Here is a 21610-nt window from a genome sequence, read left to right as displayed (position 1 = left end):
GGCCCCGGTGAGAGCCCCTTTGCGATTCGTGACAAATTACAGAACGCGCCAAGCCATTCGGCCCTCCGCCCCGAATAGCCGCATGAAGGAACATCCGGCAAGGTGCGAAGGACCGACACGATGACCGCAATCACCAGGAGCTTGGCCGGGCTCGTCTGCTGCTCGCTGGCGGCGGGCGCGCTCACGGCCGCCGGCGTCGCGGCGCTGCAGCCGCAGACGGCCGAGGCTTCCAGCCACCGCGAGGCGCCGCTGATCTCGGGGCAACCGCAGTACGACGCGACGGACGTGTACGCGTTCCAGAGCCCCGACAAGTCGGACACGACCACCCTGGTCACGAACTTCCTGCCGTTCCAGGACCCGGCCGGCGGCCCGAACTTCTACAAGTTCGGCACGGACGCCCGGTACGACCTGCACGTCGACAACGACGGCGACGGCCAGGGCGATCTGCTCTTCCGGTGGACGTTCGAGGACCATGTGAAGAACGGGGACACGTTCCTCTACAACACCGGCCCGGTCGAATCGCTCGACGACCCGGACCTCAACTTCACCCAGAGCTACGACCTCGAGGTCTTCAAGCTCAAGAACCAGCGGGCCGTCGACCGGGCCAAGCTCGCCAACGACCTCCCGGTCGCCCCGTCGAACGTCGGCAAGGCGTCCATGCCCGACTACAAGAAGCTCCGCGACCAGGCGGTGCAGGAGATCGGCTACAGCGGCGGCTCGACCAGCTTCGCCGGTCAGGCCGACGACCCCTTCTTCGCCGATCTGCGGGTCTTCGACCTGCTCTACGGCGGCGACATGTCCGAGATCGGCAACGACACCCTCAAGGGGTACAACGTCCAGTCCCTGGCCCTCCAGGTGCCGACCAGCGCACTGGTCGAGTCCAAGGACCAGCCGGTGATCGGCGTGTGGTCCACCGTCCACCGCAAGACCGCTCGCGGCGACTGGGCCCAGGTCTCCCGGCTCGGCAACCCGCTGGTCAACGAGGTGGTCCTGCCGCGCAAGGACAAGGACAGGTTCAACGCCTCGGCCCCGTGGGACGACGGCCAGTTCCTGAAGTCCGTCACGGAGCCGGAGCTGCCCAAGCTGATCGAGCAGATCTACAAGATCGAGGCCCCCGACACCCCGCGTGACGACCTCGTGCAGGTCTTCCTGACCGGTGTGCCGAAGCTCAACCAGCCGCCGCACGTCCGCCCCTCCGAGATGCTGCGCCTCAACACCTCCATCGAGCCCGCCAAGAACCCCAAGCGGCTCGGTGTGCTCGACGGTGACAACGCCGGGTTCCCGAACGGGCGGCGTCCGCTCGACGACGTCCTGGACATCTCGCTGCAGGCCGTCGAGGGCGAACTCCTCGGCAAGAAGAACGACCTGGGTGACGCGGTCGACAAGAACGACCAGGAGTTCTACGGCGCCTTCCCGTTCCTCGCGCTGCCCAGCTCCGGTTCGGACGCCAAGGCCGTCTCCAAGAGCGCCGGTTCGTCCCTGCTGGAGGGTGGCTCCGGCATCGGCGGCTCCTCGCAGGACACCATGATGCTCGCCGGGTCCGCGGCGGGTGGCGGCGGCGCCGTCCTGCTGGCGGGCCTCGGGCTCCTCTGGTGGCGCAAGTCGCGCCGTCCCGCCCGCGCGCGCAGGCACTGACCCGCGCCCGTCTCCTCTCGCACCACCCAGCGGGCGCGGTCCCGCTCCTCGTACGCCCCACGCTCCGAGCCGTGCGGGCCCGCGCCCCCCCTTTTCACCGTTACGGCCGTTATGGCGAAAGGCAGCTGTCACCCATGGCTCTCCGGCCACCCCTCCCCCGCACGGTCCGCACGGCGGCCGTCGTCTGCACCCTCGCGGTGGGTCTGACCGCCGCCTCGTCCGTACTCAGCGGGACGCCCGCCGAGCGGCCCGCCGAACCGGTGTCGCTGCGTGCCGCCGGGGCACCGGCCTCGCTCCAGCAGGTCTCGGCCGACGGCCTCGCCGGGCGGATCAGCGCCCTGCAGAAGCATCTGCGCGCCCAGCCGAAGGACGCCTCGGGCTGGTCCGGGCTGGGGGCCGCCTACATCGAACAGGCCCGCAGCACCGGCGACCCCACCCGCTATCCGCAGGCGGAGAAGACCTTCGCCCGCTCGCTCGCCGTCCAGCCGCGCGACAACGACGAGGCGCTCGCCGGGCGCGCCTCCCTCGCCGCCGCGCGGCACGACTTCACGCGTGCGCTGCGGGACGCCGACAAGGCGCTCAAGGTGAACTCCTACAGCCAGGCGGCCATGGCCGTCCGCATCGACGCCCTGGTGGAGCTGGGTCGCTACAAGGACGCGCTCGCCGCCGCCGACCACGCCGACACGGTGCGGCCGGGCATCCCCGTCTTCACCCGGCTCGCCTACGTCATGGAGCTGCGCGGCGATGCGAAGGGGGCGCGCCGGGTCCTGGACAGCGCGCGGGAGTCCGCGACCTCGCCCAGCGACATCGCCTACGTCTCCACCTCGCTCGGCCAACTCGCCTTCGGCCAGGGCCGGTACGACACCGCGCGGCAGGCCTTCGGCACCGCCCTGCGCGCCGTACCCGGCTATCTCCCGGCCCTGGAGTACCGCGGCCGCACGGCGGTCGCGCAGGGGCGCACGGGGGCCGGTGTACACGACCTGGAAGAGGTCGTACGGCGCTCCCCGCTGCCCGCGCAGCTGGCGGCGCTGGGTGAGGCGTACGAGGCGCGCGGCGACGCCGAGAAGGCCGAGCAGCAGTACGCGGTCGTCGACACCTGGATCACCCTGGCCCGCGCGAACGGCGTGGCCACCGACCTCGACAGCGCCCTCGTCGCGGCCGACCACGGCGACGTCAAGGAGGCCCTGAAGGCGGCCCGCGCCGAATGGGACCGACGCCAGACCGTCCACACCGCCGACGCCCTGGCCTGGGCCCTGCACCGCAACGGCAAGGACCGCGAGGCCCTCACCGCCGCCAAGCGCGCCGCCGAACCGGGCTACCGCAACGCGGCGTTCCTGTACCACCGCGGCATGATCGAGAAGTCCCTGGGCGACGAGAAGTCCGCCCGCGACCACCTCTCGGCCGCCCTCGACCTCAATCCGGGCTTCTCCCCCACGGGCGCGCGTGACGCCAAGGAGACCCTGAAGCAGCTGGGCGGTGCCCGATGACCATCCCCCACCCCGCCCCTTCCCGAACCGGGGACAAGCCCCCGGCCCCCCACGAGGGCTCGGCCCCCGCACTCCTGGTCCGTGACCGGACGACGCCCGAGACAGCGCATGACGCTCCAGCGGCGGAACCCACCCACGAACCGGGGCACACGCCAGTGCCCGCGGCGAAGCACCCCGCAGAGCCCGGGGCAAAGCGCCTCACGAAGCCCGGGCCGAACCACGCGATGGAGCCCGGGGCGCAGGCCACGGCAGGGGCCAAGGCGCAGAGCACCGCAGGACTCGAGGTGAACCACCCGGCAAGGCCCGGGGCACGCTCCGCGCAGCCCGAGGCGAGCCGCCCCTCAGGGGTCGAAGCAAAGCGCCCCGCGCAGCGCACGGCGGGGGCCGGGGCGCAGCTCCGGGTTCGGGTAGGGGCGGGGTGGGGGAAAGCCTCCGGGCATCCTCGGGACGTGGCCGCGCGGCGGCGGCTGCGCCGGCGCGTGGTGGCTGCCGGGGTGCTGCTGGGGGCCGTCGCGGCGGTGATGCTGCCCGCCGGGACCGCTGAGGCCCACCCCCTCGGCAACTTCACCGTGAACCGCTACGACGGCATCGTCATCGCGCAGGACGCCGTCCGCGTCGACCACGTCGAGGACCTGGCCGAGATCCCGGCCGCGCAGGCGAAGGCGCAGATCGACCGGAACGGCGACGACACCCTCTCCCGGGGCGAGCTGAGCACCTGGGCGAAGACCCGTTGCGCGACCGCCGCGGACAAGGCGCGGCTGACCGTGGACGGCCGTAAGACCGCTGTCGGCGTCCAGCGCAGCGAGGCGCGCAACCGGCCCGGGCAGGCCGGGCTGCCGACCCTGCGCGTGGACTGCCGTCTGACGGCCGACCTGGCGCACGCGCGCAAGGCGGCCATCGTCTACCGCCCCCACGACGTCGGCGCCGGCCCCGGCTGGCGCGAGCTGACGGCCCAGGGCGACCGGATGACGCTCGCCGACTCGACCGTCCCCGCCCGCTCGGTCTCCCACCGGCTGGTCAGCTACCCCAAGGGCCAGTTGTCCTCGCCGCTCGACCAGCGCGCGGCCACCCTCCGGGTCGAGCCGGGCGGGCCCGCGCTCGCCGCCGCCGCGGCGTCCGACCGGGAGGACGCGGTGGGTTCGTCGGTGCTGCCGCGCGGCGCGGACCGATGGACGCAGGCGCTCACCTCGATGGTGGCGCGGCACGACATCACCTTCGGCTTCGCTATGACCGCCTTCGGCATCGCGGTCCTGCTGGGAGCGATGCACGCGCTCGCCCCGGGCCACGGGAAGACGATGATGGCGGCGGCCGCCGCGGCGGGCGGGCGCAGCGCGATGCGCGATGTGCTGGCGCTGGGCGCGTCGGTGACGGTCACCCACACGATGGGGGTGTTCGCCCTGGGGCTGCTGGTCACGGCGGGTTCGGCGGCCGCGCCCTCGGTGATCTCCTGGCTGGGCATCGCGAGCGGGCTACTGGTCGCGCTGACGGGCGCGGGGCTGCTGCGCAAGGCCGTGCGCAGGCATCGTCTTGTGAAGGCCCATCACCATCAGCATCATCACCACGATCACGGTGACGGTGACGGTCACGACCATGGGCACGACCATGGGCATGGGCACAGCCACGGGCACGCGCATACGCACACCCACGACCACGGAGACGGCCACACCCACACCCACGAGCTGCGCCCCACCCTGCGCGGCACCCTCCTGATGGGCTTCGCGGGCGGCATGGTCCCCAGCCCCTCCGCCGTCGTCGTGCTCGTCGGCGCCGCCGCGCTCGGCCAGGCCTGGTTCGGGGTCGTGCTGGTGATCGCGTACGGGCTCGGGCTGGCGCTGACCCTCACGGCGGCCGGGTTCACGGCGGTACGCGTGGGCCAGGAGGCCGCCGAGCGGCTGATGGCCCGCCGGGAGCGGGCGGGCCGGGGCCACAAGGTCCTGGGAGTGCTGCACCGCGCGTCGCCGTTCGGTACGGCCGCCGTCGTCCTCGTCCTCGGCTGCGGATTGGTACTCAGGGGGGCGGCAACAACGCTCGGTTGAGGTACATTCAGCCCGAATTGCTCGGTTGGGGGGAGGGCTCGGCCATGAGCGAAGAGGGTTTCGGCCCACGGGGTGAGCGGCTGGCCGGGGGGCGTTACCGCCTCCTCGGTGAGCTGGGTCGCGGCGGCATGGGCGTGGTGTGGCGGGCGTACGACGAGGCGCTGGGCCGCGAGGTCGCCATCAAGGAGGTGCTGGCTCCGGCCGGGCTCGCCGCCCGCGAGGTCGACCGGCTCTTCGCCCGGCTGGAACGGGAGGGCCGGGCGGCGGCGCGGGTCTCGCACCGCAACGTGGTCACGGTGTACGACGTGGCGATGGAGGGCGGCCGCCCGTGGATCGTCATGGAGCTGGTGCGCGGGCTGTCCTTCGCGGACGTGCTGGAAGCGGAGGGTTCGGTGCCGCCCGCGCGCGCCGCGTTCGTCGGCGCCGAGGTGCTGGCGGCGCTGCGGGCCGCGCGCGCGGTGGGCGTCCTGCACCGGGACGTCAAGCCCGGCAACGTACTGATCGCGAACGACGGCCGGGTGGTGCTCTCCGACTTCGGGATCGCCCTGGTGGAGGGTGACGCGACGGCGCTGACGCTGACCGGGGAACTGGTCGGCTCGCCGGAATTCCTCGCCCCGGAACGGGCGCTCGGCGCGCCTCCTGGCCCGGAGGCGGACCTGTGGTCGCTGGGCGTGATGCTGTACGCGGCGGTGGAGGGCTTCTCGCCGTTCCGGCAGGACACGCCGCTGTCGACGCTGCGGGCCGTGGTGGACGCGCCGTTACCGCCGCCCCGCTGGGCCGGGCCGCTGAGGCCCGTACTGGAGGGGCTGCTGCACAAGGATCCGCACCAGCGGACGACGGCGGCGGAGGCGGAACGGCTGCTGCGGCTGGTGGCCGCGGGTGGCGCGCCCGGCGACGTACGGCCGGGATCCGGCACGACCGCCACGCCTCCTCCCCCGGTGGCGGCGGCACCGTCGGCCGCCCCCTTCCCCCAGCCCGGGCCCGGCCACGCCGACGACCAGCCACCGCCGCCGCACCCCCGTCGCGCGGTGGCGGCCATCGCGGCCGGGGCACTGCTGGGCGTTCTGGCGCTGAGCGGGCTGACCTGGGCGCTGCTGAACGACGACGGCCAGGACGACAAGAGCGGCGGCAGCGGAGGCGGTACGACCGCCACCGGCACGCACCGTACGGACACCACCAAGGGCAGCGGGGGCAGCGAGGCCTCCCACCCCGCGAGCACCGCCGCGAGCACCGCCGCCAGTACGGCCGCGACCACCGCCGCGCCCGGCCTCACCGTCACCGTCGTCATCAAGGCCGAGCGTGCCGACTACCGGGGCGCGTGTCCGCCCCCGACCGGCGAGGCACCGTCCTTCTCCGCGACGCTCTCCGTGAACCGCGCCCCCGCGAGGGTCGAGTACCGCTGGATCACCGGCAGCGGCCGGGTGGTGGACGGGGGCTGGAAGTGGGTGGACTTCGGCGACGGCACCACGTCCAAGACGGTGGGCCACACCGAGCTGTCCTACCAGCCGGGCGGCGCGCACAAGGACTGGATCGCCGTGGAGACCAGGGGTCCGAAGGGCGCCACGTCCTCGCGCGTCGACTTCACCACGACGTGCGAGGAGGCCCCGACGGACGGGGCCTCCTCCTCTGCGTGGACGCCTCGGGGGAACGGAGCCGGTCAGGCAGCTGAGGTGAACACCGGGAGGTAGCCACCGGACTGACCGGCGGCGGTCGGGTGGTAGGACTCCTCGATGGGGAGGGTGACGCTGTTCAGCCAGGCGCTGCCGGAGCAGATCTCATGGCCGGTGAAGGGCGGGGTGACGTCACCGAAGGCGAAGCCGTGGTCAGCGGCGCGCTTGGCGGTGACGGAGTTGAGGAGGTCGGCCGCGTTGTTGATGGCGGTGCGCGAGGCCTCGCTGAGGCCCAGCAGACAGGAGCCCTTCAGCTTGTAGAAGCGCGGGTAGCCGAGGACGACGACATGGGCGGACGGGGCCTTGGCGCTGATGGCGTCGTACACCTGGTCGAGCTTGCCGGGCAAGGTGTTCTCGGCGTACGTACGGGCGTTGGCGACGGCGGAGAGACAGCCGCTCTCGCCCGACAGCGCACAGGTGGTCATCACGCTGGCGAAACCGGCGTCGTTGCCGCCGATGCTGATGCTGACGAGTCCGGTGCCGGAGTTGAGGGGTCCGAGCTGGCCGCTGAGCACATCACCGGTCTTGGCGCCCGAGCAGGCGGTGAAGGCGAAGCTGGAGGGGGAGTGGGCGGCGGCCCAGAGCGCGGGGTACGCCTTGGTGCTGCGTTTGCAGGCGCCGCTGGCACTGTCGTAGCTGCCCGCGCCGACCCCGGATGAGTAGGAGTCACCGAGCGCCACATAGGCGGGCCCGGCGCTCTGCCCGCTGGCGTGGGCGGCGCCGGCCCCGGTGAGGGTGAGGACGGCGCCGACGACGAACGCGCCTAAGGTCGCCGTGAATCTGGACAGTTTCATTCGAATCTCCCTAGCAGGATCACTCCTGTGCCGATGTGAGGCGTAATCACCCCGAAGCGGGGCAATCACGTTCGAAACCGTCAATCACGCCACCGCGCATATATCGGTGGCGTGACATGGCTATGTCATGCCGCCGAAAATCATGATCTATGCGCGGAACTGTCCAAAATCTTTCGATCACTCAAAAGGGTGAATCCTGCACGCAACCTCCGGCGCGCGCCTAGCGCGCGGAGCGCGCAGAACCCTTGGTGGGCGCTCAACCACGCGCTCTCGCCTGCCCTGTTCGCACACTTTTCCCGTCTTGACGGGCCTTGGCGCGCTGCGCGACATTGAAGCCCGGCATCCGGCGCTTCGGGGGGCAAAGTCGCCAATGCAGACCAACACTGACAACAGATCGGCACGCGCCGATCTCCTGCCGGTGGCCGCGGGGGCGGCCGTCGGCGTCGCGGCCATCGGCGCCGCGCTCACGCTGGCGGACTTCGACTCGCCGCTGCGCGCGCCGTTCGCCCTGTTCTTCCTTCTGATGGCGCCCGCCGCTGCGCTCGGCAGCGCCCTGCGCGGGCTCGACGCGGCGGCCCGCGCGGTGCTGGGGGTGGCGGGCGCGCTCGCCCTCGATCTGCTGGTGGCGCAGTCGATGCTCGCGCTGCACATGTGGTCGGTGCGCGGCGGAGTGGCCGCGGTGGGGCTGCTGAGCCTGCTGATACTGACCCCGGCGCTCCTCGCACGCACCCGGCGCTCCGGCCAAGGGCGAACCGAACCCCACACCGTAGGGCGGGAAACGCCTGAAGACGGCGGGGGCTGCTGACCGGTGGACATCCGTGTGTACCGGCCGGGCGAGCTGACCTCCGCGGACCGGGCGGTCTGGACGGCCATGCAGACCCAGGCGCGTCTGCTGGGCGCGCCGCAGCTGGCGAACCCCTTCCTGTCCCCCGAGTTCGCGCTCGCGCTCGGCCACTGCCGACGCGGGGTGCGGATCGCGGTGGTGCGTGAGGACGGCGAGCCGGTGGGCTTCTTCCCGTTCCAGCGGACCCGGCTCGGGGTGGGCCGGGCGATCGGCCTCGGCCTGTCGGACGCGCAGGGGCTGGTGCACCGCCCGGGGTTCCAGTGGGACGCGCGGGAGCTGCTGCGGGCCTGCGGGCTGGCGGTGTGGGAGTTCGACCACCTGGTGGAGGGCCAGAAGCCGTTCGAGGTGGCGGCGCGGGGCGCGTACGGCTCCCCCGTGATCGACGTCGACCGGGGGTACGAGGCGTACCTCACCCAACTGCGCGCCCGCTCGCCTAAGTTCACGCGCTCGACCCTGGCCAAGGAGCGCAAGCTCGGCCGGGATGTCGGCGAGGTGTCGTACGTCCATGACGAGCGCGATCCGGCCGTGCTGCGCACCCTGATGGGGTGGAAGTCCGCGCAGTACCGCAGGACCGGGCGGAGCGACCGCTTCGCCCATCCGTGGATCATCCGGCTGCTGCGGCAGCTGTTCCACACCCGGGGTGATTCCTTCGCGGGAGTGCTGTCCGTGCTGTACGCGGGCGGGCGGCCGATCGCCGCGCATTTCGGGCTGCGCTCGGAGCGCGTCATGGCGTGCTGGTTTCCCGCGTACGACCCGGACTTCGCCAAATACTCGCCCGGTCTGGTGCTGCACCTGCGGATGGCGGAGGGAGCCGCCGCCCAGGGTGTGGACTATCTGGATCTCGGGCGCGGTGAGAAGCCGTACAAGGACTCCCTGAAGACACGCGATCTCAGCGTGTCGGAGGGGTGGGTAATGCGCCGCCACCCGGTGGCGCTGGGGCATCGGGCACGGCGTGCGCCGGTGCGGGCGCTGCGGAACACGGTGCTTTCCCGGCCGGAGCTTTTCGGTCCGGCCGACCGGCTGCTGAAACGCATGGGGAGTGTGCGGGCGGCCGGGAAGAAAGGGGAAGGGAAATGACGGGCTACGTTCCTGAAAGAGGTGTCGGCATCACCGTCTTGCCATAGAGTTCACAACCGTCGTTACTCAACCCGCATCGGACCATCATTCAACGCGGCTCCAGGGGAGGGCTCGAAGGCCGCGATGGATTCCGTGCGGGGCGCGGTAGGGGGGTGCCGCGACCGGTTTATTTCCTGCCTGGTGTGAGGAGCGTGCCGGGTCGCGGGCCGCGAGGCCAGTAACAGCCAGCTTGTCCGTCCTGCACGAGGTGCATGGTGTGCACGAGAGTCCATGTCGTCATGGGCGGATGAGAACCCCCCTTTCGAACCGGATACACCAACGGACCGCCGCGGGGGCGGTGGTCCACCGGACGAGAGGGAACCATCGTCATGAGTTCTTTTGTGCGACCGGCCACGACCGATATCGCACCGGCCGCCGGATCATCTCGATACCGGCCCATCTCCTCGCATCTCGCGATCGCGCCGCCGGTGAGCGTCGTGATTCCGGCGATGAACGAGGCCGAGAATCTTCCGTACGTTTTCAAGACCCTTCCGGACTGGATTCATGAAGTCGTCCTGGTGGACGGAAATTCCACGGATGACACGGTCCGGGTGGCCCGTGAACTGTGGCCGGACGTGAAGGTGGTCCCGCAGCGCGGCAAGGGCAAGGGGAACGCGCTGATCACCGGATTCGCCGCCTGCACCGGGGAAATCGTGGTCATGGTGGACGCGGACGGCTCCGCCGACGGGTGCGAGATCGTCAGCTATGTGTCCGCGCTGGTGTCGGGCGCCGACTTCGCCAAGGGGTCGCGCTTCGCCAACGGCGGCGGCACGGACGACATGACGCCGATCCGCAAGCTCGGCAACCGCGCGCTCACCGCGATCGTCAACCGCAAGTTCGGCGCCCGCTACACCGACCTGTGCTACGGCTACAACGCCTTCTGGCGCCGCTGCCTGGACGAGATCGCGCTGGACTGCGCCGGGTTCGAGGTGGAGACGCTGATGAACATCCGGGTGGTCAAGGCCGGGCTGCGGGTCCAGGAGATCCCCAGCCATGAGTACGAGCGCATCCACGGCGCCAGCAACCTGCGGGCCGTCCGCGACGGGCTGCGGGTGCTCAGGGTGATCCTGCGCGAGCGCGGAGTCCGGCGGCCCGGCCGCCCGGCCGTGGCACCCGCGGCGGTCCGAGGGGAGGTGTCTTGACGCTCGCCCGTCCGCAACCGCGGATCTCGGTGGTGATCTGCGTCTACACCGAGGACCGCTGGGACGACATCCTCGCCGCAGTGGCCTCGGTGCGCGACCAGTCGTGGCCCGCCGAGGAGACGCTGCTCGTGGTGGACCACAACCCGGCGCTGCTGCGGCGGCTCCGGGACCACTACGAGGGCGCCGGTGCAGGTGCCGTCGGTGCCGGTCAGGAGGAGGTGCGGGTGCTCGCCAACGCGGGCCCCCGCGGCCTGTCCGCGGGCCGTAACACCGGCATCGCCGCGTCCACCGGCGAGGTGATCGCGTTCCTCGACGACGACGCGGTCGCGGAGCGGGACTGGCTGCGGCACTTCGCCGCCGGGTACGCCGATCCGCGGGTGCTGGCGGTCGGCGGGCGCACCGAACCGGTGTGGGCGTCCCGTCGCCGCCCGGCCTGGTTCCCGGAGGAGTTCGACTGGGTCGTGGGGTGTACGTACCGGGGGCTGCCGCCCGGCCGGGTCCGGGTGCGCAACGTGCTCGGCGGGAACGCCTCGTTCCGCAGGGAGGCGTTCGACGCGGTCGGCGGCTTCGCGAGCGGCATCGGGCGGGATGGCGACAAGCGGCCGCTGGGCTGCGAGGAGACCGAGCTGTGCATCCGGCTGACCCGCGCCCGGCCGGACGCGGTGCTGCTGATCGACGACCGCGCGGTGATCCACCACAAGGTGCCCGCCGCGCGGGAGCGGTTCGGCTACTTCCGCAGCCGGGCGTATGCCGAGGGGCTGTCGAAGGCCCTGGTCGCCCGCAGCGTGGGGGCGCAGGCCGGGCTGGCGACCGAGCGCCGCTACACCACCCGGGTGCTGCCCGTGGGCGTCGCCCGGGGGCTACGGGACGCCCTGCTCGCCCGGCCGGGCGGGGCCGGTCGCGCGGGCGCGATCGTGGCTGGTGTGGCGGCCGCGGCGGGCGGCTATCTGATCGGCACCGCCCGGGCCCGCCGAGCGGGCGGTGCCCGCTTCACGATCGCGGCGGAGTCGGGCCCATCGGCGGCGGAGGCTGGCCCGGCGGCGGCGCCGGGACCTCCGGAGGCGGCTCACGCCACGGCGGCGGGCCCTCCGGCAGCCGGGCGCGGCTCTCCCACCACCGAGGCAGGACCTTCGGCCGCGGCGCCGGCGGAACCTCCGGCAGCCGGGCGCGGCTCTCCCACCACCACGGCGGGCCCTTCGGCCGCGGCGCCGGGCCGCCCGGCCGTGGGGGCGGAGGGGGTACCGGCCGACGGGCCCGCCCGGACGACGCGGGAGGGGGCGGCATGAGCGGAAGACGCGGGCCCGGCGGGGGCCCGGCGCGCCGCACGGTCACGGCCGGGGGGCGGGGCTGGACCGAGCGGGGAGGCTCCCCATGACCACGCGGGCGGTGCCGATACTGATGTACCACGCCGTGGCCCACTCACCGGCGCGGGCGACGCACGCGCTGTCCGTCTCGCCGGGGGCGTTCGCCGAGCAGATGGAGCTGCTCGGCGTGTCCGGCTTCACCCCGGTGACCTGCGAGCGGCTGGCCCACGCCTGGCGCGGGGGCCCGGAGCTGCCGCCCGACCCGGTGCTGATCACCTTCGACGACGGTTACGAGGGCGTGCACCGGCACGCCCTCCCCGTCCTCGACCGGCACGGCTTCGCGGCCACCCTGTTCGCCTCGACGGGGTGGCTGCGCGGCCGGTACGAGACCGACGGCGCGCTCGACCTGATGCTCGACTGGGGGCAGGTGCGCGAACTCGCCGCGGCCGGGATGGAGATCGGCGGGCACAGCCACACCCATCCGCAGCTCGATCAGCTCGCGGACGAGCGGCTCCGCTTCGAGGTGGTGCGCTGCCGGGACATCATCGCCGCCGAGCTGGGCCGTCCGCCGGTGTCGTTCGCCTATCCGTACGGCTACTCCGACCGCCGGGTCCGGCGGGTGGTGCGGGAGGCCGGGTTCGGGGTGTCGCTCGCGGTGGGCAACGCGCTGGCGGACCGCCGCCAGGGGCCGTACGCGCTGCGGCGGGTGACGGTCGCCCGCACCACCCGCGTCGAGGAGTTCGAGCGGCTGGTCCACGGCCGGGCCGTCGGCCGCGCCTTCGCCCGGGACCGGGCGCTCACCAAGGGCTATGCCCTCGTCCGCAGATCACGTCAGCTTTTGGGGAAGGTGCGCTGAGCCCGTGTCCGACACGACCACCCGGACCGAGGCCGCAGGGACCGTCGGGGCCGCCGGGGCCGAGGAGCACCCGGCCGCCGAGCAGCCGACGACGGCCGGATCCGGCGGCGGCAGCCAGCTGTTCCGCAACGCCTATGCGCTGATGCTCAACACGGGCATCTCCGCCGTCCTCGGCCTCGGCTTCTGGCTGGCCGCCGCCCGCTACTACGCGGACGACGCGGTCGGCCAGGGCTCGGCGGCCATCGCCGCGATGAAGCTCCTCGCGGGGCTCACCGCGGTGACGCTGACCGGCGCCCTGGCCCGGTTCATCCCGGTCGCCGGGCGGACGACGGGACGGCTGGTGGGCGTCACCTACGCGGGCAGTTCGGTGGTCGTGGCGTGCGCCGCCGTGGTCTTCCTGCTCACGCTGAACCTGTGGGGCCCCTCGTACCGCTTTCTGCACGGCCCGGTGCACGGCGTCGGCTTCGTCGTGGCGGTCGTCGGCTGGTCGCTGCTGACCCTGCAGGACGGGGTGCTCACCGGGCTGCGCAGCGCGCTCTGGGTGCCGGTGGGCAACACGGTGTTCCTGGCGGCGAAGCTGCTGCTGCTCTTCGCGCTCGCGTCGACGATCCCGACCACCGGGGTGTTCGTCTCGTGGGTGATCTCCATCGCGCTGTCCGTGCTGCCGCTGGGCTGGCTGGTCTTCCGGCGGCTGGTGCCGCGGCACGCGAAGACGACGGAGGACCGGGCGCGGCCCGCGTCGTACCGGGAGATGGGCCGCTTCCTGGCCGGGGACTACACGGGGTCGCTGTTCTCGCTGGCCGTGGTGTACGCGGTGCCGGTCATCGTCGCCTCGCAGGTCAGCTCGGCCGACAACGCGTACTTCTACATCGCCACCACCATCGGCGGCACGGTGAACCTGCTCGCCATCAACATGGGCGCGTCGCTGACCGTCGAGGGCGCGCACGATCCGGCCCGGCTCGCCGAGAACTGCCGGGCGGCGCTGCGCCGGATGGCGCGCATCATGGTGCCGGTCTGCCTCGGGCTGTTCGTCTTCGCACCGTGGATCCTGGGCGTGTTCGGGGCGGGCTACGCGGACGCGGCGGCGCCGCTGCTGCGCTGGTTCGCGGTGGGCGCGGCGCTGCGGGTGGTCATCGAGGTGTACTTCGCGGTGCTGCGGGCGCAGAGCCGCACCTCGGGGCTGGCGTATCTCCAGGGGCTGTTGTGTGTGCTGGTGCTGGGGCTGACGTTGCTGCTGCTGCCGCGGATGGGGCTGGTGGGGGCGGGGATCGCGGAGATCTCCAGCCTGGCGGTGATCGCCACGATCGCGTCGGTGAAGCTCTACGGGGTGGTCAAGACCCAGCCCGCGGCCCCGGTTTCCGCTCCGGCCCGGATTCCGCCGCCGCCCGGCCCGACCCCGGTGTGGGAGTGCGGCACCGCGCCCGATGGCGATCTGGCGGATCTGGCGGTGGACGGCGACCGTCGCGCCAGGCGTTCCCGGGGCACCCAGGATCCGCGCTACGGCACCCGCTGGGCGCTGCGCGCGGCGCTGGACGCGGACACGCTGGTGCTGGGCGTCCGTATGGACTTCGACCACCCGGAGCGCCGCCCCGACGCGCGGTACGGCCCGCAGCCCGAGCCACCCGCCTCGCCCGAGCCGCCCGCCTCGCCGGAACCACCCGCCTCCCCGGAACCACCGCGCGACGCGGGCAAGGCGGTGCGGCCGCGCACCGTGGCGGCCGTCCCGTGGGCGGTCCTGGCCGCCGGTCTCGTCCTCTACTGGCTGCCGCTGCTCGGTCTGGACGACGCCGACCTGGACCGGATGGGCGGGCTCGGGCTCGTCTCGGTGCTGCCCGTGCCGACGCTGGTGGGGGCCGCGCTGCTCGTGGCCGCGTTCGCCGGTGCGCTCGGGCTCGGCCGACAGCGCCGTGCGCTCCTCGCCGTCACCCTGCTGGCCACCGTCGTCTCGCTGCACGCCGTGCCCGGCGTGCTGGAGACCCATCCGCGGTTCCCGACCGCGTGGCAGCACCTGGGGTTCCTGGACTACATCAGCCGGACCGGCGACGCCGTGCCCGACCTCGACGCGCGCTGGAGCTGGCCGGGCTTCTTCGCCGGAGCCGCGTTCCTCGCCGAGGCGTGCGGCGTACGGGACTTCTCCGCGCTGCTGCGCTGGTGGCCGACGGTCATCCAGCTGCTCTACCTCGCCCCGCTGATGGTGCTGCTGCGTGCGCTGCGGGCGAGCTGGCGGGCCAAGTGGACGGCGGTGTGGCTGTTCGCGCTGAGTGGCTGGGTGGGCCAGGACTACTTCTCGCCGCAGGGGTTCACGTACCTCTTCTATCTGGTGTTCGTCGCCGTGCTGCTGGTGTGGTTCCGCGAGCCGCGGGTGCTGGGCGGCAAGCGCAGGCCCGGTGAGGCGGAGGTGGCGGAGGCGACGCGCGGGCAGCGGGCGGCGCTGCTCGGGCTGCTGATCGTGCTGTTCGCGGCGTCGGTGGCGGCGCATCAGCTGACCCCGTTCGTGATGCTCGGGGTGGTGACCGCGCTGGTCCTGGTGCGGCGTTCCGATCTGTACGGGCTGCCGCTGCTGTGCGGGGTGATGGTGGTCGTCTGGGTGGGGTTCCTGGCGGAGCCGTACTGGTCGGGCCACTGGGACGAGCTGTTCGGCGGGGTCGGCGGGGTGGGCGCCAATGTGTCGTCGTCCGTCTCCGGCCGGATCGAGGGCGGCAGCAGTGTGCACAAGCTGGTGCTGTACGTAAGGGTGGCGCTGGCCGGAGGGGTGCTGGCGTTCGCCTGCTGGGGGGTGCTGCGGCGGCGCGCGGCGGGCTTCACCGAGCGGGCGCTGCTGGTGCTGACCTTCGTACCGTTCCTGGGCTTCGGCATGCAGAGTTACGGCGGCGAGATGGCGCTGCGCGTCTTCATGTTCGCGCTGCCGGGCGCCTGTGTGCTCGGGGCGCTGGCGATCTTCCCGCGGGTGCGGCCGGACCGCCGGGGCCTGGCACCGCTCGCGGCCCTGGTGGCGGGGCTGACGCTGATGTCCGGCTTCCTGATCGCCCGCTGGGGCAATGAGGCCTTCGAGCGGGTGCGGCCCGGCGAGGTCGCGGCCATGGAGTACCTCTACGCGCACGACAAGCCGACCGTGCGGGTGCTGTGGATGAGCGACGACCCCGTCAACAGCGTCACCCCCGCGATGCCGTGGGGCGCGCGGGACATGGAGCGGGTCGCGTACGAGCCCACGCTCGCGCCGCGCGACCCGGTGCTGGTGGGCGGGCTGGTGACGGCGCTGCGGGACGCCGGACCGCGTTCATATCTGATGGTGGGCCGCGGACAGTCCGTGTCGCTGCAGATGGACTCCGGTTACGGGGCGCGCTGGCAGGAGCGGCTGCTGCGCTCCCTGGACCACCGCCCGGAGCTGCGCCGGGTGCTGTCGAACGACGACGCGTCGCTGTACGAGCTGACGTCGCCGCCGCGCGGGGCGGTGCCGGAGCCGACGCCGGGCCCGGCCGGGCCGCAGATCACCTGGACGCCGTGGTCGGTGACCGGCGCGCTGGCGGCGGTGGTGCTGATGGTGCTGCTCGCGGCGCGCGAGGTGGTGCGGGTGGCGGTGCGGCCGAGCGTGCGGCGGCTGCGGCTGCTGCAGGCCTCGTACTGGTTCGCGCTGCCGCTGCTGGCGGTGGTGCTGGCGTCACTGGTGCAGCGGTTCCTGACGATGGCGTGAGGCGAGGCGGCATGAGGTGCCCGTCACCGCATGAGCCAGCGCACCTCGTACGGGTCCAGGTCGAACGACCGCCCGTCGACCTTCGCCTTGATCGACCGGCCCAGGGTGTTGACCACCAGCGTCGCGTCGTCGTCGGCGAGGACCTGGACGTTGGGTCGGTCATCGGCGGCGATGTCCACCGAGCGGAAGCGGGTGCCCGGCGGGAACTCGCGGCCGAAGCGGCTCAGCAGCTCCATCATGGGCAGCGCGGCGCCGCCGTCGTCCAGTTCGGTGGGCCGCCACAGACAGCCGGGGCAGGAGGCGGCCGTCGTCTCCGGGTTCCAGTAGAAGGCGGTGGCGGCGCCGCCACGGGCCAGCCGGGCCAGCGCGGTGGCCTGGACGGCGACGCGGTGCGCCTCACTCCAGCGGCCGCCGGTGCTTTCCCCGCTGGTGTCCGCGGCCGGTTCCACATACCACTCGGCCCACCACACCGGCAGCTTGGTGAGCCCGTCGAGCCAGCGGGTGACGTCCTCGAACTTCTCGGTGGCGCCGAACGCGTCCGGGATCAGCTGGTCGTCCGCGCGGGTGTAGCTGGAGCCGTCGACCACGACGAAGTCGGCGCCCGCCTTGTGCTCGTTCCAGTACGTGATGGCGTCGACGGAGCGCCGGTCGAGCGTGCCCCAGGGGCCGCGCACCGTGTCGTCGCCGCCCGCCGCGCCCGGCGGGTCGCTGTCGGCGACCACATACGGGCCACCGACCAGGTTCTTCGGACTACGCTTCTTCAGCTCTTCGTAGACGAGGTTGTAGAGCTTGGTGTAGCCCTCGTAGTTCCAGCGGTTCCTGGACTCGTCGTAGAAGCCCTTGAACTCGTTCCAGACGATGAAGTGGCGCACCTCGGGGTAGCGGTCGGCGATCTTCCCGGCGAGCTTCGCGAAGTCCTTGTAGTGGTCGGGGGCCGGCGCGGTCTCCAGGGCGTCCTGCGACCAGTCCGTGTCCCCCGGGTCGCCGCCCTTCATCCAGTCGGGCGCACAGCACAGCGTGAGGACGGGCTCGGTTCCGGTCTTGCGCATCAGGGCGACGCGCCGGTCCAGGTCCGCGAAGTCGTAGCGGCCCGGGGACGGCTCGGGGTTGCCCGCGCCCCACCCCATGATGTGCTGGTTCTGCGGCATCGGGTGGTCGGACAGCAGCGACTCCGCGGCCCTTCTGGCACTGTCGGTGCCGCGGTCGGCGCTGTACTGGGTGTGGGTGAAGCCCCAGCCGAGACCGGCCGACGCCGCTCGCTCCCGGGCCGAGGCCGACGCTCCCGGCCGCCCCGCGCTGTCACCCGGCCAGACCGTGCACGTGGTCAGCGGCAGGGCCAGCGTGCCCATGCCGAGGGCGAGCAGCGTGGGGATCCGCCACCGCCGCGCCGGGGCCCGGCCGACCGCTGCCGCGCCCCCGGATCCCGCCCGCAAAGTCGTTCGTAGTGCCGTTCGTAAAGCCGTCGGCAGTCCCACCCGCGCCCCGCCCCGTTCCCGTCCTTGACGTCCCACAAAGGGTAAGAGTATCCCTGAACGCCCCCATTCCGGTGGGCTTCTTCGGAACAGCTCGGTAAACGGCCGTAAACCCCGGTGCGCCGATGCCCCTCGTGCTGGATCATGGGGCCGGGTGCGCCGATCGCCGCACCGGACCGCTTTCTCAGGAGGCAGACCCTGCCCGCTACACCCGCCGAACAGTCCCTTCCGATCCGGCTGAACGTCGATGACAGCGATTCGCCGTCGGATGTCGTCGACGCACTCTTTCTCGGCCGTTTCGCGACCGGAGAGCAGCCGTATGCCCGCAGCCACTCCGTCGACCGGGTGAAGTCGGGCGCCACGCTGCTGCCGCCCGCCGCGACCGTGCTGCGCGCGGCCCGCGACGACGACCGCAGCGCCACGCTCGCCGAGGGCGACGGCTGGACCCTGCTGGTGTCCCGGTGGAACCGGGGCGCGGACGTGACCGTGACCGCGGTCGAGGACGACCTTGCCGAAACGGTGCTGCGGCAGGCGGTCGACGGTGCGGAGGACGAGCCCGAGCCCCAGCCGGAGAACGTGTCGATGGGCTTCTGGTACGTCTCACCGCGCCGCGGCCCGCACCGCACCACCCGCCAGATCGCGGCCGGGACCTGGGAGGAGATCCGCGACAACTACACCGCGCCGGTCGCCGAGGCCATGGACGGGCTGATGAAGGTCACCCCGGACGACATCGCGGGCCGCCTCCTGCTGCTGCACGGCCCGCCCGGCACCGGCAAGACCTCCGCGCTGCGCACCCTCGCCCGCTCCTGGCGCGACTGGTGCCAGGTGGACTGCGTGCTGGACCCGGAGCGGCTGTTCACCGACGTCGGCTATCTGATGGACATCGCCATCGGCGAGGACGACGGCTCGGCCAAGGGCCGCTGGCGGCTGCTGCTCCTGGAGGACTGCGACGAGCTGATCCGCGGCGAGGCCAAGCACACCGCGGGCCAGGCGCTGTCCCGGCTGCTCAACCTGACGGACGGTCTGCTGGGCCAGGGGCGCAACGTCCTGGTCGGGGTGACCACCAACGAGGACCTGGAGCGGCTGCACCCGGCGGTGGTCCGCCCCGGCCGCTGTCTCGCCCGTATCGAGGTCGGCAAGCTGAACCGCGCGGAAGCGGTCAACTGGCTCGGCACGGAGGAGGGCATCGCCCGGGACGGCGCGACGCTCGCGGAGCTGTTCGCCCTGCGCCGCGGCACCCGCCCCGCCTCGGTCCCCATCCAGCCGGGCGAGACGGACGCGGGCCTGTACCTGTGACCGGACCCTTCTCTGTGACGGGCCCTTCAATGTGACGGGGCCCTGCTAGCCGTACAGCTCCCGCAGCCGCACCGACAGACAGGTCACGCAACCCTCCATCTTCTCGAACTCGCCGATGTCCACCGGCACCGGCTCGTATCCGAGGTCGGCGAAGAGCGCCGCGCTGCGCGGCGCGCTCGCCGCCATCAGCAGCCTGCCGCCGCCCAGCAGCACCACATGCGCCCCGGACTCCTCGGGCACCGGCAGGAAGCGCGGAAAGGCGGCCGGGTCGTCGACCAGCGGCGGGTGTCCGATCACGGTCCCGTCCGGCAGCGCCGTGACCGCCGACTTCAGATGCAGCACCGTGCTCACCGGCACGGCCACCACCCGCGCCCCCAGCGGCTCGAAGGCGGCGCGCGCCTGCCGCACGCCCTCGCCGTTCGTCCGGCCGCCGCGCCCCACGTACACCGTGTCGCCGATCTTCAGCACATCGCCGCCGTCCAGTGTCCCCGGCTCCCGCACCCGGTTGACCGAACAGCCGAGCGCCGTCACGGTCGCCTCGGCGGCCTCGGTCTCGGGGCGGCGGGACTCGGCGCCGGGGCGCGCGATCAGCGCGACGTTCCGGTAGACGACCATGGTGTCCTCGACGAAGACCCCGTCCGGGCACGCGTCGGCCGGATCCGTCTCCACCGTCTCCCAGCCGTGCGTCCGCAGGGCGGCGACGTACGCCTCCCACTGCCGCAGCGCGAGCGCGGCGTCGACCGGCTTGCGGTCGATGTGCGTGACGAGCCCCTCGGCCAGCCGCGGGCTCGGCCGTCGTACCAGGGCGATACGGCTGGTCACACCGCCTCCCCGTCGTAGGCCGCCCGCAGCGCGTCCTCGACGGCGGCGAGCGCCGCCGCGCGGTCCAGCCCGAGCCGCCGCACCCGCCCGGCGTACGTCTGCGCCGCCTCGGCGGCCTGCCGCCCGGCCGCGTCCCCGGCCGCCGCGACGAACGTGCCGTGGCGGCCACGGGTCTCGACCACCCCGTCCGACTCCAGCGCCCGGTACGCCTTGGCGACGGTGTTCGCCGCCAGCCCCAGCTCCTCGGCGAAGCCGCGCACGGTGGGCAGCTTGTACCCCACGGGCAACCGCCCGGAGCGCGCCTGCTCGGCGATCTGCGCGCGGATCTGCTCGAAGGGGGCGGTCGCCACGTCGGGGTCGACGGTGATCTGCAAGGCCACGTGGGGCTCCAGGGGGGACGGGCACGGTTTGTCGCACCCATTGTGTGCCGCTCCGGGCCCCTCCGGAAATTCGGAGGCGGGGCAGGCCGGGCGGGCCGTAGTCTGCGCGCTCATGACCGTGACCGTGCGCGATTTCCGGGCCGCCGACGCGACCGCCGTCGCGGAGGCGCGCCGCTCCGCCTTCCCCTACCGGATGACGACGCCCCGGACTGTGGCCTGGGAGGTGGCGAGCGCGCCGGAGGCCCGCCGCTACCGGCTGCTGGTCGCGGAGGCGGACGGCCGAGTGGTGGGCTCCTGCGAACTGGGCCTCTTCCCGGACGCGGACGGCGACGAACCGGGCGTGGCCTGCGCCAACGCCTCGGTGCGCGCCGACGCGCGGGGCCGGGGCGCCGGTTCGGCGCTGGTGGCCGCGGCGGAGGAGTACGCGGCGGGGCTGGGCGCCGCCAAGGTGTTCGCGTGGACCCTGGACGAGCCCGCCTCCGTCGCCTTCGCCGAGCGCCGCGGCTACCGGCGCGGCCGGTCGTCCCGCGTGCAGCGGCTGGACCTCACCACGGCGGCCCTGCCGCCGCGACACGCGGACGCCCTGCCGGACGGCGTGGAGCTGCGGACCGCGGCGGACCTCGCCGGTGATCCACGCCCGCTGTACGAGGCGGACGTCGAGGCGACGGCGGACGAGCCCGGTGATGTGCGGGAGGGCCGGACGCCTTACGCCGAGTGGCTGGTCCAAACCTGGGACCATCCCGCCCTGGACCGCGAGCTGACCTCGCTGGCCGTCGTGGACGGGACGGTCGCGGCGTTCAGCCTCGCCCATACGGACGGCCGCGGCCGCTACCGGTCGGGTATGACCGGCACGCTGCGCGCCTACCGCGGCCGGGGCCTGGCGACGCTGGCCAAGACCGATTCGCTGCGCCGGGCGCGCGCCGCGGGGTGCGCCGAGGCGTTCACGGGCAACGACGGTGAGAACGGTCCGATGCTGGCGATCAACGCCCGGCTCGGCTACGGCGTGGTCTCCCTGGAGTGGCGTTACGTGCGCGAGCCGCGCCCCTGACCGGTGGCCTCCGGCCC

Annotated in this window: 15 protein-coding genes and 1 pseudogene; 12 read left to right on the top strand and 4 right to left on the bottom strand. The window is 73.1% G+C overall.

Features of this window, described 5'->3' with window-relative positions; all coding sequences use genetic code 11:
- The first annotated feature begins 120 nt into the window (after positions 1-120).
- The 4 genes from ACZ6CL_RS15765 (at position 121) to ACZ6CL_RS15750 (ending at position 6846) form a co-directional block, all read left to right on the top strand.
- Positions 121-1635, top strand: a complete 1515-nt coding sequence (locus ACZ6CL_RS15765; RefSeq protein WP_468936290.1) for a DUF4331 domain-containing protein — start codon at positions 121-123, stop codon at positions 1633-1635.
- Between the two features lie 134 nt (positions 1636-1769).
- Positions 1770-3122 (top strand): tetratricopeptide repeat protein, encoded by a 1353-nt coding sequence (locus tag ACZ6CL_RS15760; RefSeq protein ID WP_468936287.1) that lies wholly within the window; start codon positions 1770-1772, stop codon positions 3120-3122.
- Between the two features lie 521 nt (positions 3123-3643).
- Positions 3644-5158, top strand: a complete 1515-nt coding sequence (locus ACZ6CL_RS15755) for a HoxN/HupN/NixA family nickel/cobalt transporter (RefSeq protein ID WP_468936798.1) — start codon at positions 3644-3646, stop codon at positions 5156-5158.
- A 44-nt stretch (positions 5159-5202) separates the two neighbouring features.
- Positions 5203-6846, top strand: a complete 1644-nt coding sequence (locus ACZ6CL_RS15750; protein WP_468936284.1) for a serine/threonine-protein kinase — start codon at positions 5203-5205, stop codon at positions 6844-6846.
- Here the strand turns inward: ACZ6CL_RS15750 and ACZ6CL_RS15745 are convergent.
- The gene (locus ACZ6CL_RS15745; RefSeq protein ID WP_468936282.1) at positions 6816-7622 is read right to left on the bottom strand and encodes an SGNH/GDSL hydrolase family protein; all 807 of its coding nucleotides are present in this window, start codon (positions 7620-7622) and stop codon (positions 6816-6818) included. The two genes, ACZ6CL_RS15750 and ACZ6CL_RS15745, sit on opposite strands and share 31 nt — an antisense overlap.
- Before the next feature lie 370 nt (positions 7623-7992).
- On the opposite strand from ACZ6CL_RS15745, the gene ACZ6CL_RS15740 reads away from it, so the two are divergent.
- The 6 genes and pseudogenes from ACZ6CL_RS15740 (at position 7993) to ACZ6CL_RS15715 (ending at position 16575) form a co-directional block, all read left to right on the top strand.
- The gene (locus ACZ6CL_RS15740; protein ID WP_468936280.1) at positions 7993-8427 is read left to right on the top strand and encodes a hypothetical protein; all 435 of its coding nucleotides are present in this window, start codon (positions 7993-7995) and stop codon (positions 8425-8427) included.
- Between the two features lie 3 nt (positions 8428-8430).
- On the top strand, positions 8431-9543 hold the full coding sequence (locus ACZ6CL_RS15735) for a GNAT family N-acetyltransferase (protein WP_468936277.1): 1113 nt from the start codon (positions 8431-8433) through the stop codon (positions 9541-9543).
- A 368-nt stretch (positions 9544-9911) separates the two neighbouring features.
- Positions 9912-10724 carry a glycosyltransferase family 2 protein gene (locus ACZ6CL_RS15730; protein WP_468936275.1) on the top strand — a complete coding sequence of 271 codons (813 nt, stop codon included), beginning with the start codon at positions 9912-9914 and terminating at the stop codon, positions 10722-10724.
- Positions 10721-11737, top strand: a pseudogene (locus tag ACZ6CL_RS15725) (glycosyltransferase family 2 protein); the annotation flags it as partial. The gene ACZ6CL_RS15730 and the pseudogene ACZ6CL_RS15725, both read left to right, overlap by 4 nt.
- Positions 11738-12095: 358 nt before the next feature.
- The gene (locus ACZ6CL_RS15720; protein ID WP_468936273.1) at positions 12096-12884 is read left to right on the top strand and encodes a polysaccharide deacetylase family protein; all 789 of its coding nucleotides are present in this window, start codon (positions 12096-12098) and stop codon (positions 12882-12884) included.
- A gap of 4 nt (positions 12885-12888) precedes the next feature.
- Positions 12889-16575, top strand: coding sequence for a lipopolysaccharide biosynthesis protein (locus tag ACZ6CL_RS15715; protein ID WP_468936270.1), 3687 nt, complete (start codon positions 12889-12891; stop codon positions 16573-16575).
- A 23-nt stretch (positions 16576-16598) separates the two neighbouring features.
- Here the strand turns inward: ACZ6CL_RS15715 and ACZ6CL_RS15710 are convergent, their stop codons facing one another.
- Positions 16599-18008, bottom strand: coding sequence for a glycoside hydrolase family protein (locus ACZ6CL_RS15710; protein ID WP_468936267.1), 1410 nt, complete (start codon positions 18006-18008; stop codon positions 16599-16601).
- Positions 18009-18245: 237 nt separating this feature from the next.
- On the opposite strand from ACZ6CL_RS15710, the gene ACZ6CL_RS15705 reads away from it, so the two are divergent.
- Positions 18246-19343, top strand: coding sequence for a DUF5925 domain-containing protein (locus tag ACZ6CL_RS15705; protein ID WP_468936796.1), 1098 nt, complete (start codon positions 18246-18248; stop codon positions 19341-19343).
- A 45-nt stretch (positions 19344-19388) separates the two neighbouring features.
- On the opposite strand, the gene ddaH is transcribed toward ACZ6CL_RS15705, so the two are convergent.
- Together ddaH and ACZ6CL_RS15695 are read right to left on the bottom strand one after the other, a co-directional pair.
- Positions 19389-20165 (bottom strand): dimethylargininase, encoded by a 777-nt coding sequence (ddaH, locus tag ACZ6CL_RS15700; RefSeq protein WP_468936264.1) that lies wholly within the window; start codon positions 20163-20165, stop codon positions 19389-19391.
- Positions 20162-20545 carry a GntR family transcriptional regulator gene (locus ACZ6CL_RS15695; RefSeq protein ID WP_468936262.1) on the bottom strand — a complete coding sequence of 128 codons (384 nt, stop codon included), beginning with the start codon at positions 20543-20545 and terminating at the stop codon, positions 20162-20164. The genes ddaH and ACZ6CL_RS15695 overlap by 4 nt, the downstream gene beginning before the upstream one ends.
- A gap of 112 nt (positions 20546-20657) precedes the next feature.
- On the opposite strand from ACZ6CL_RS15695, the gene ACZ6CL_RS15690 reads away from it, so the two are divergent.
- Entirely contained in the window at positions 20658-21593 is a 936-nt protein-coding gene (locus ACZ6CL_RS15690; protein WP_468936259.1) for a GNAT family N-acetyltransferase, read from the top strand.
- The last annotated feature ends 17 nt before the right edge of the window (positions 21594-21610 follow it).

The sequence above is a fragment of the Streptomyces sp. NPDC041200 genome (assembly GCF_055591805.1).
The sequence above is the reverse complement of the archived record's forward strand: the minus strand, read 5'-3'. Positions and strand labels throughout refer to the sequence as shown.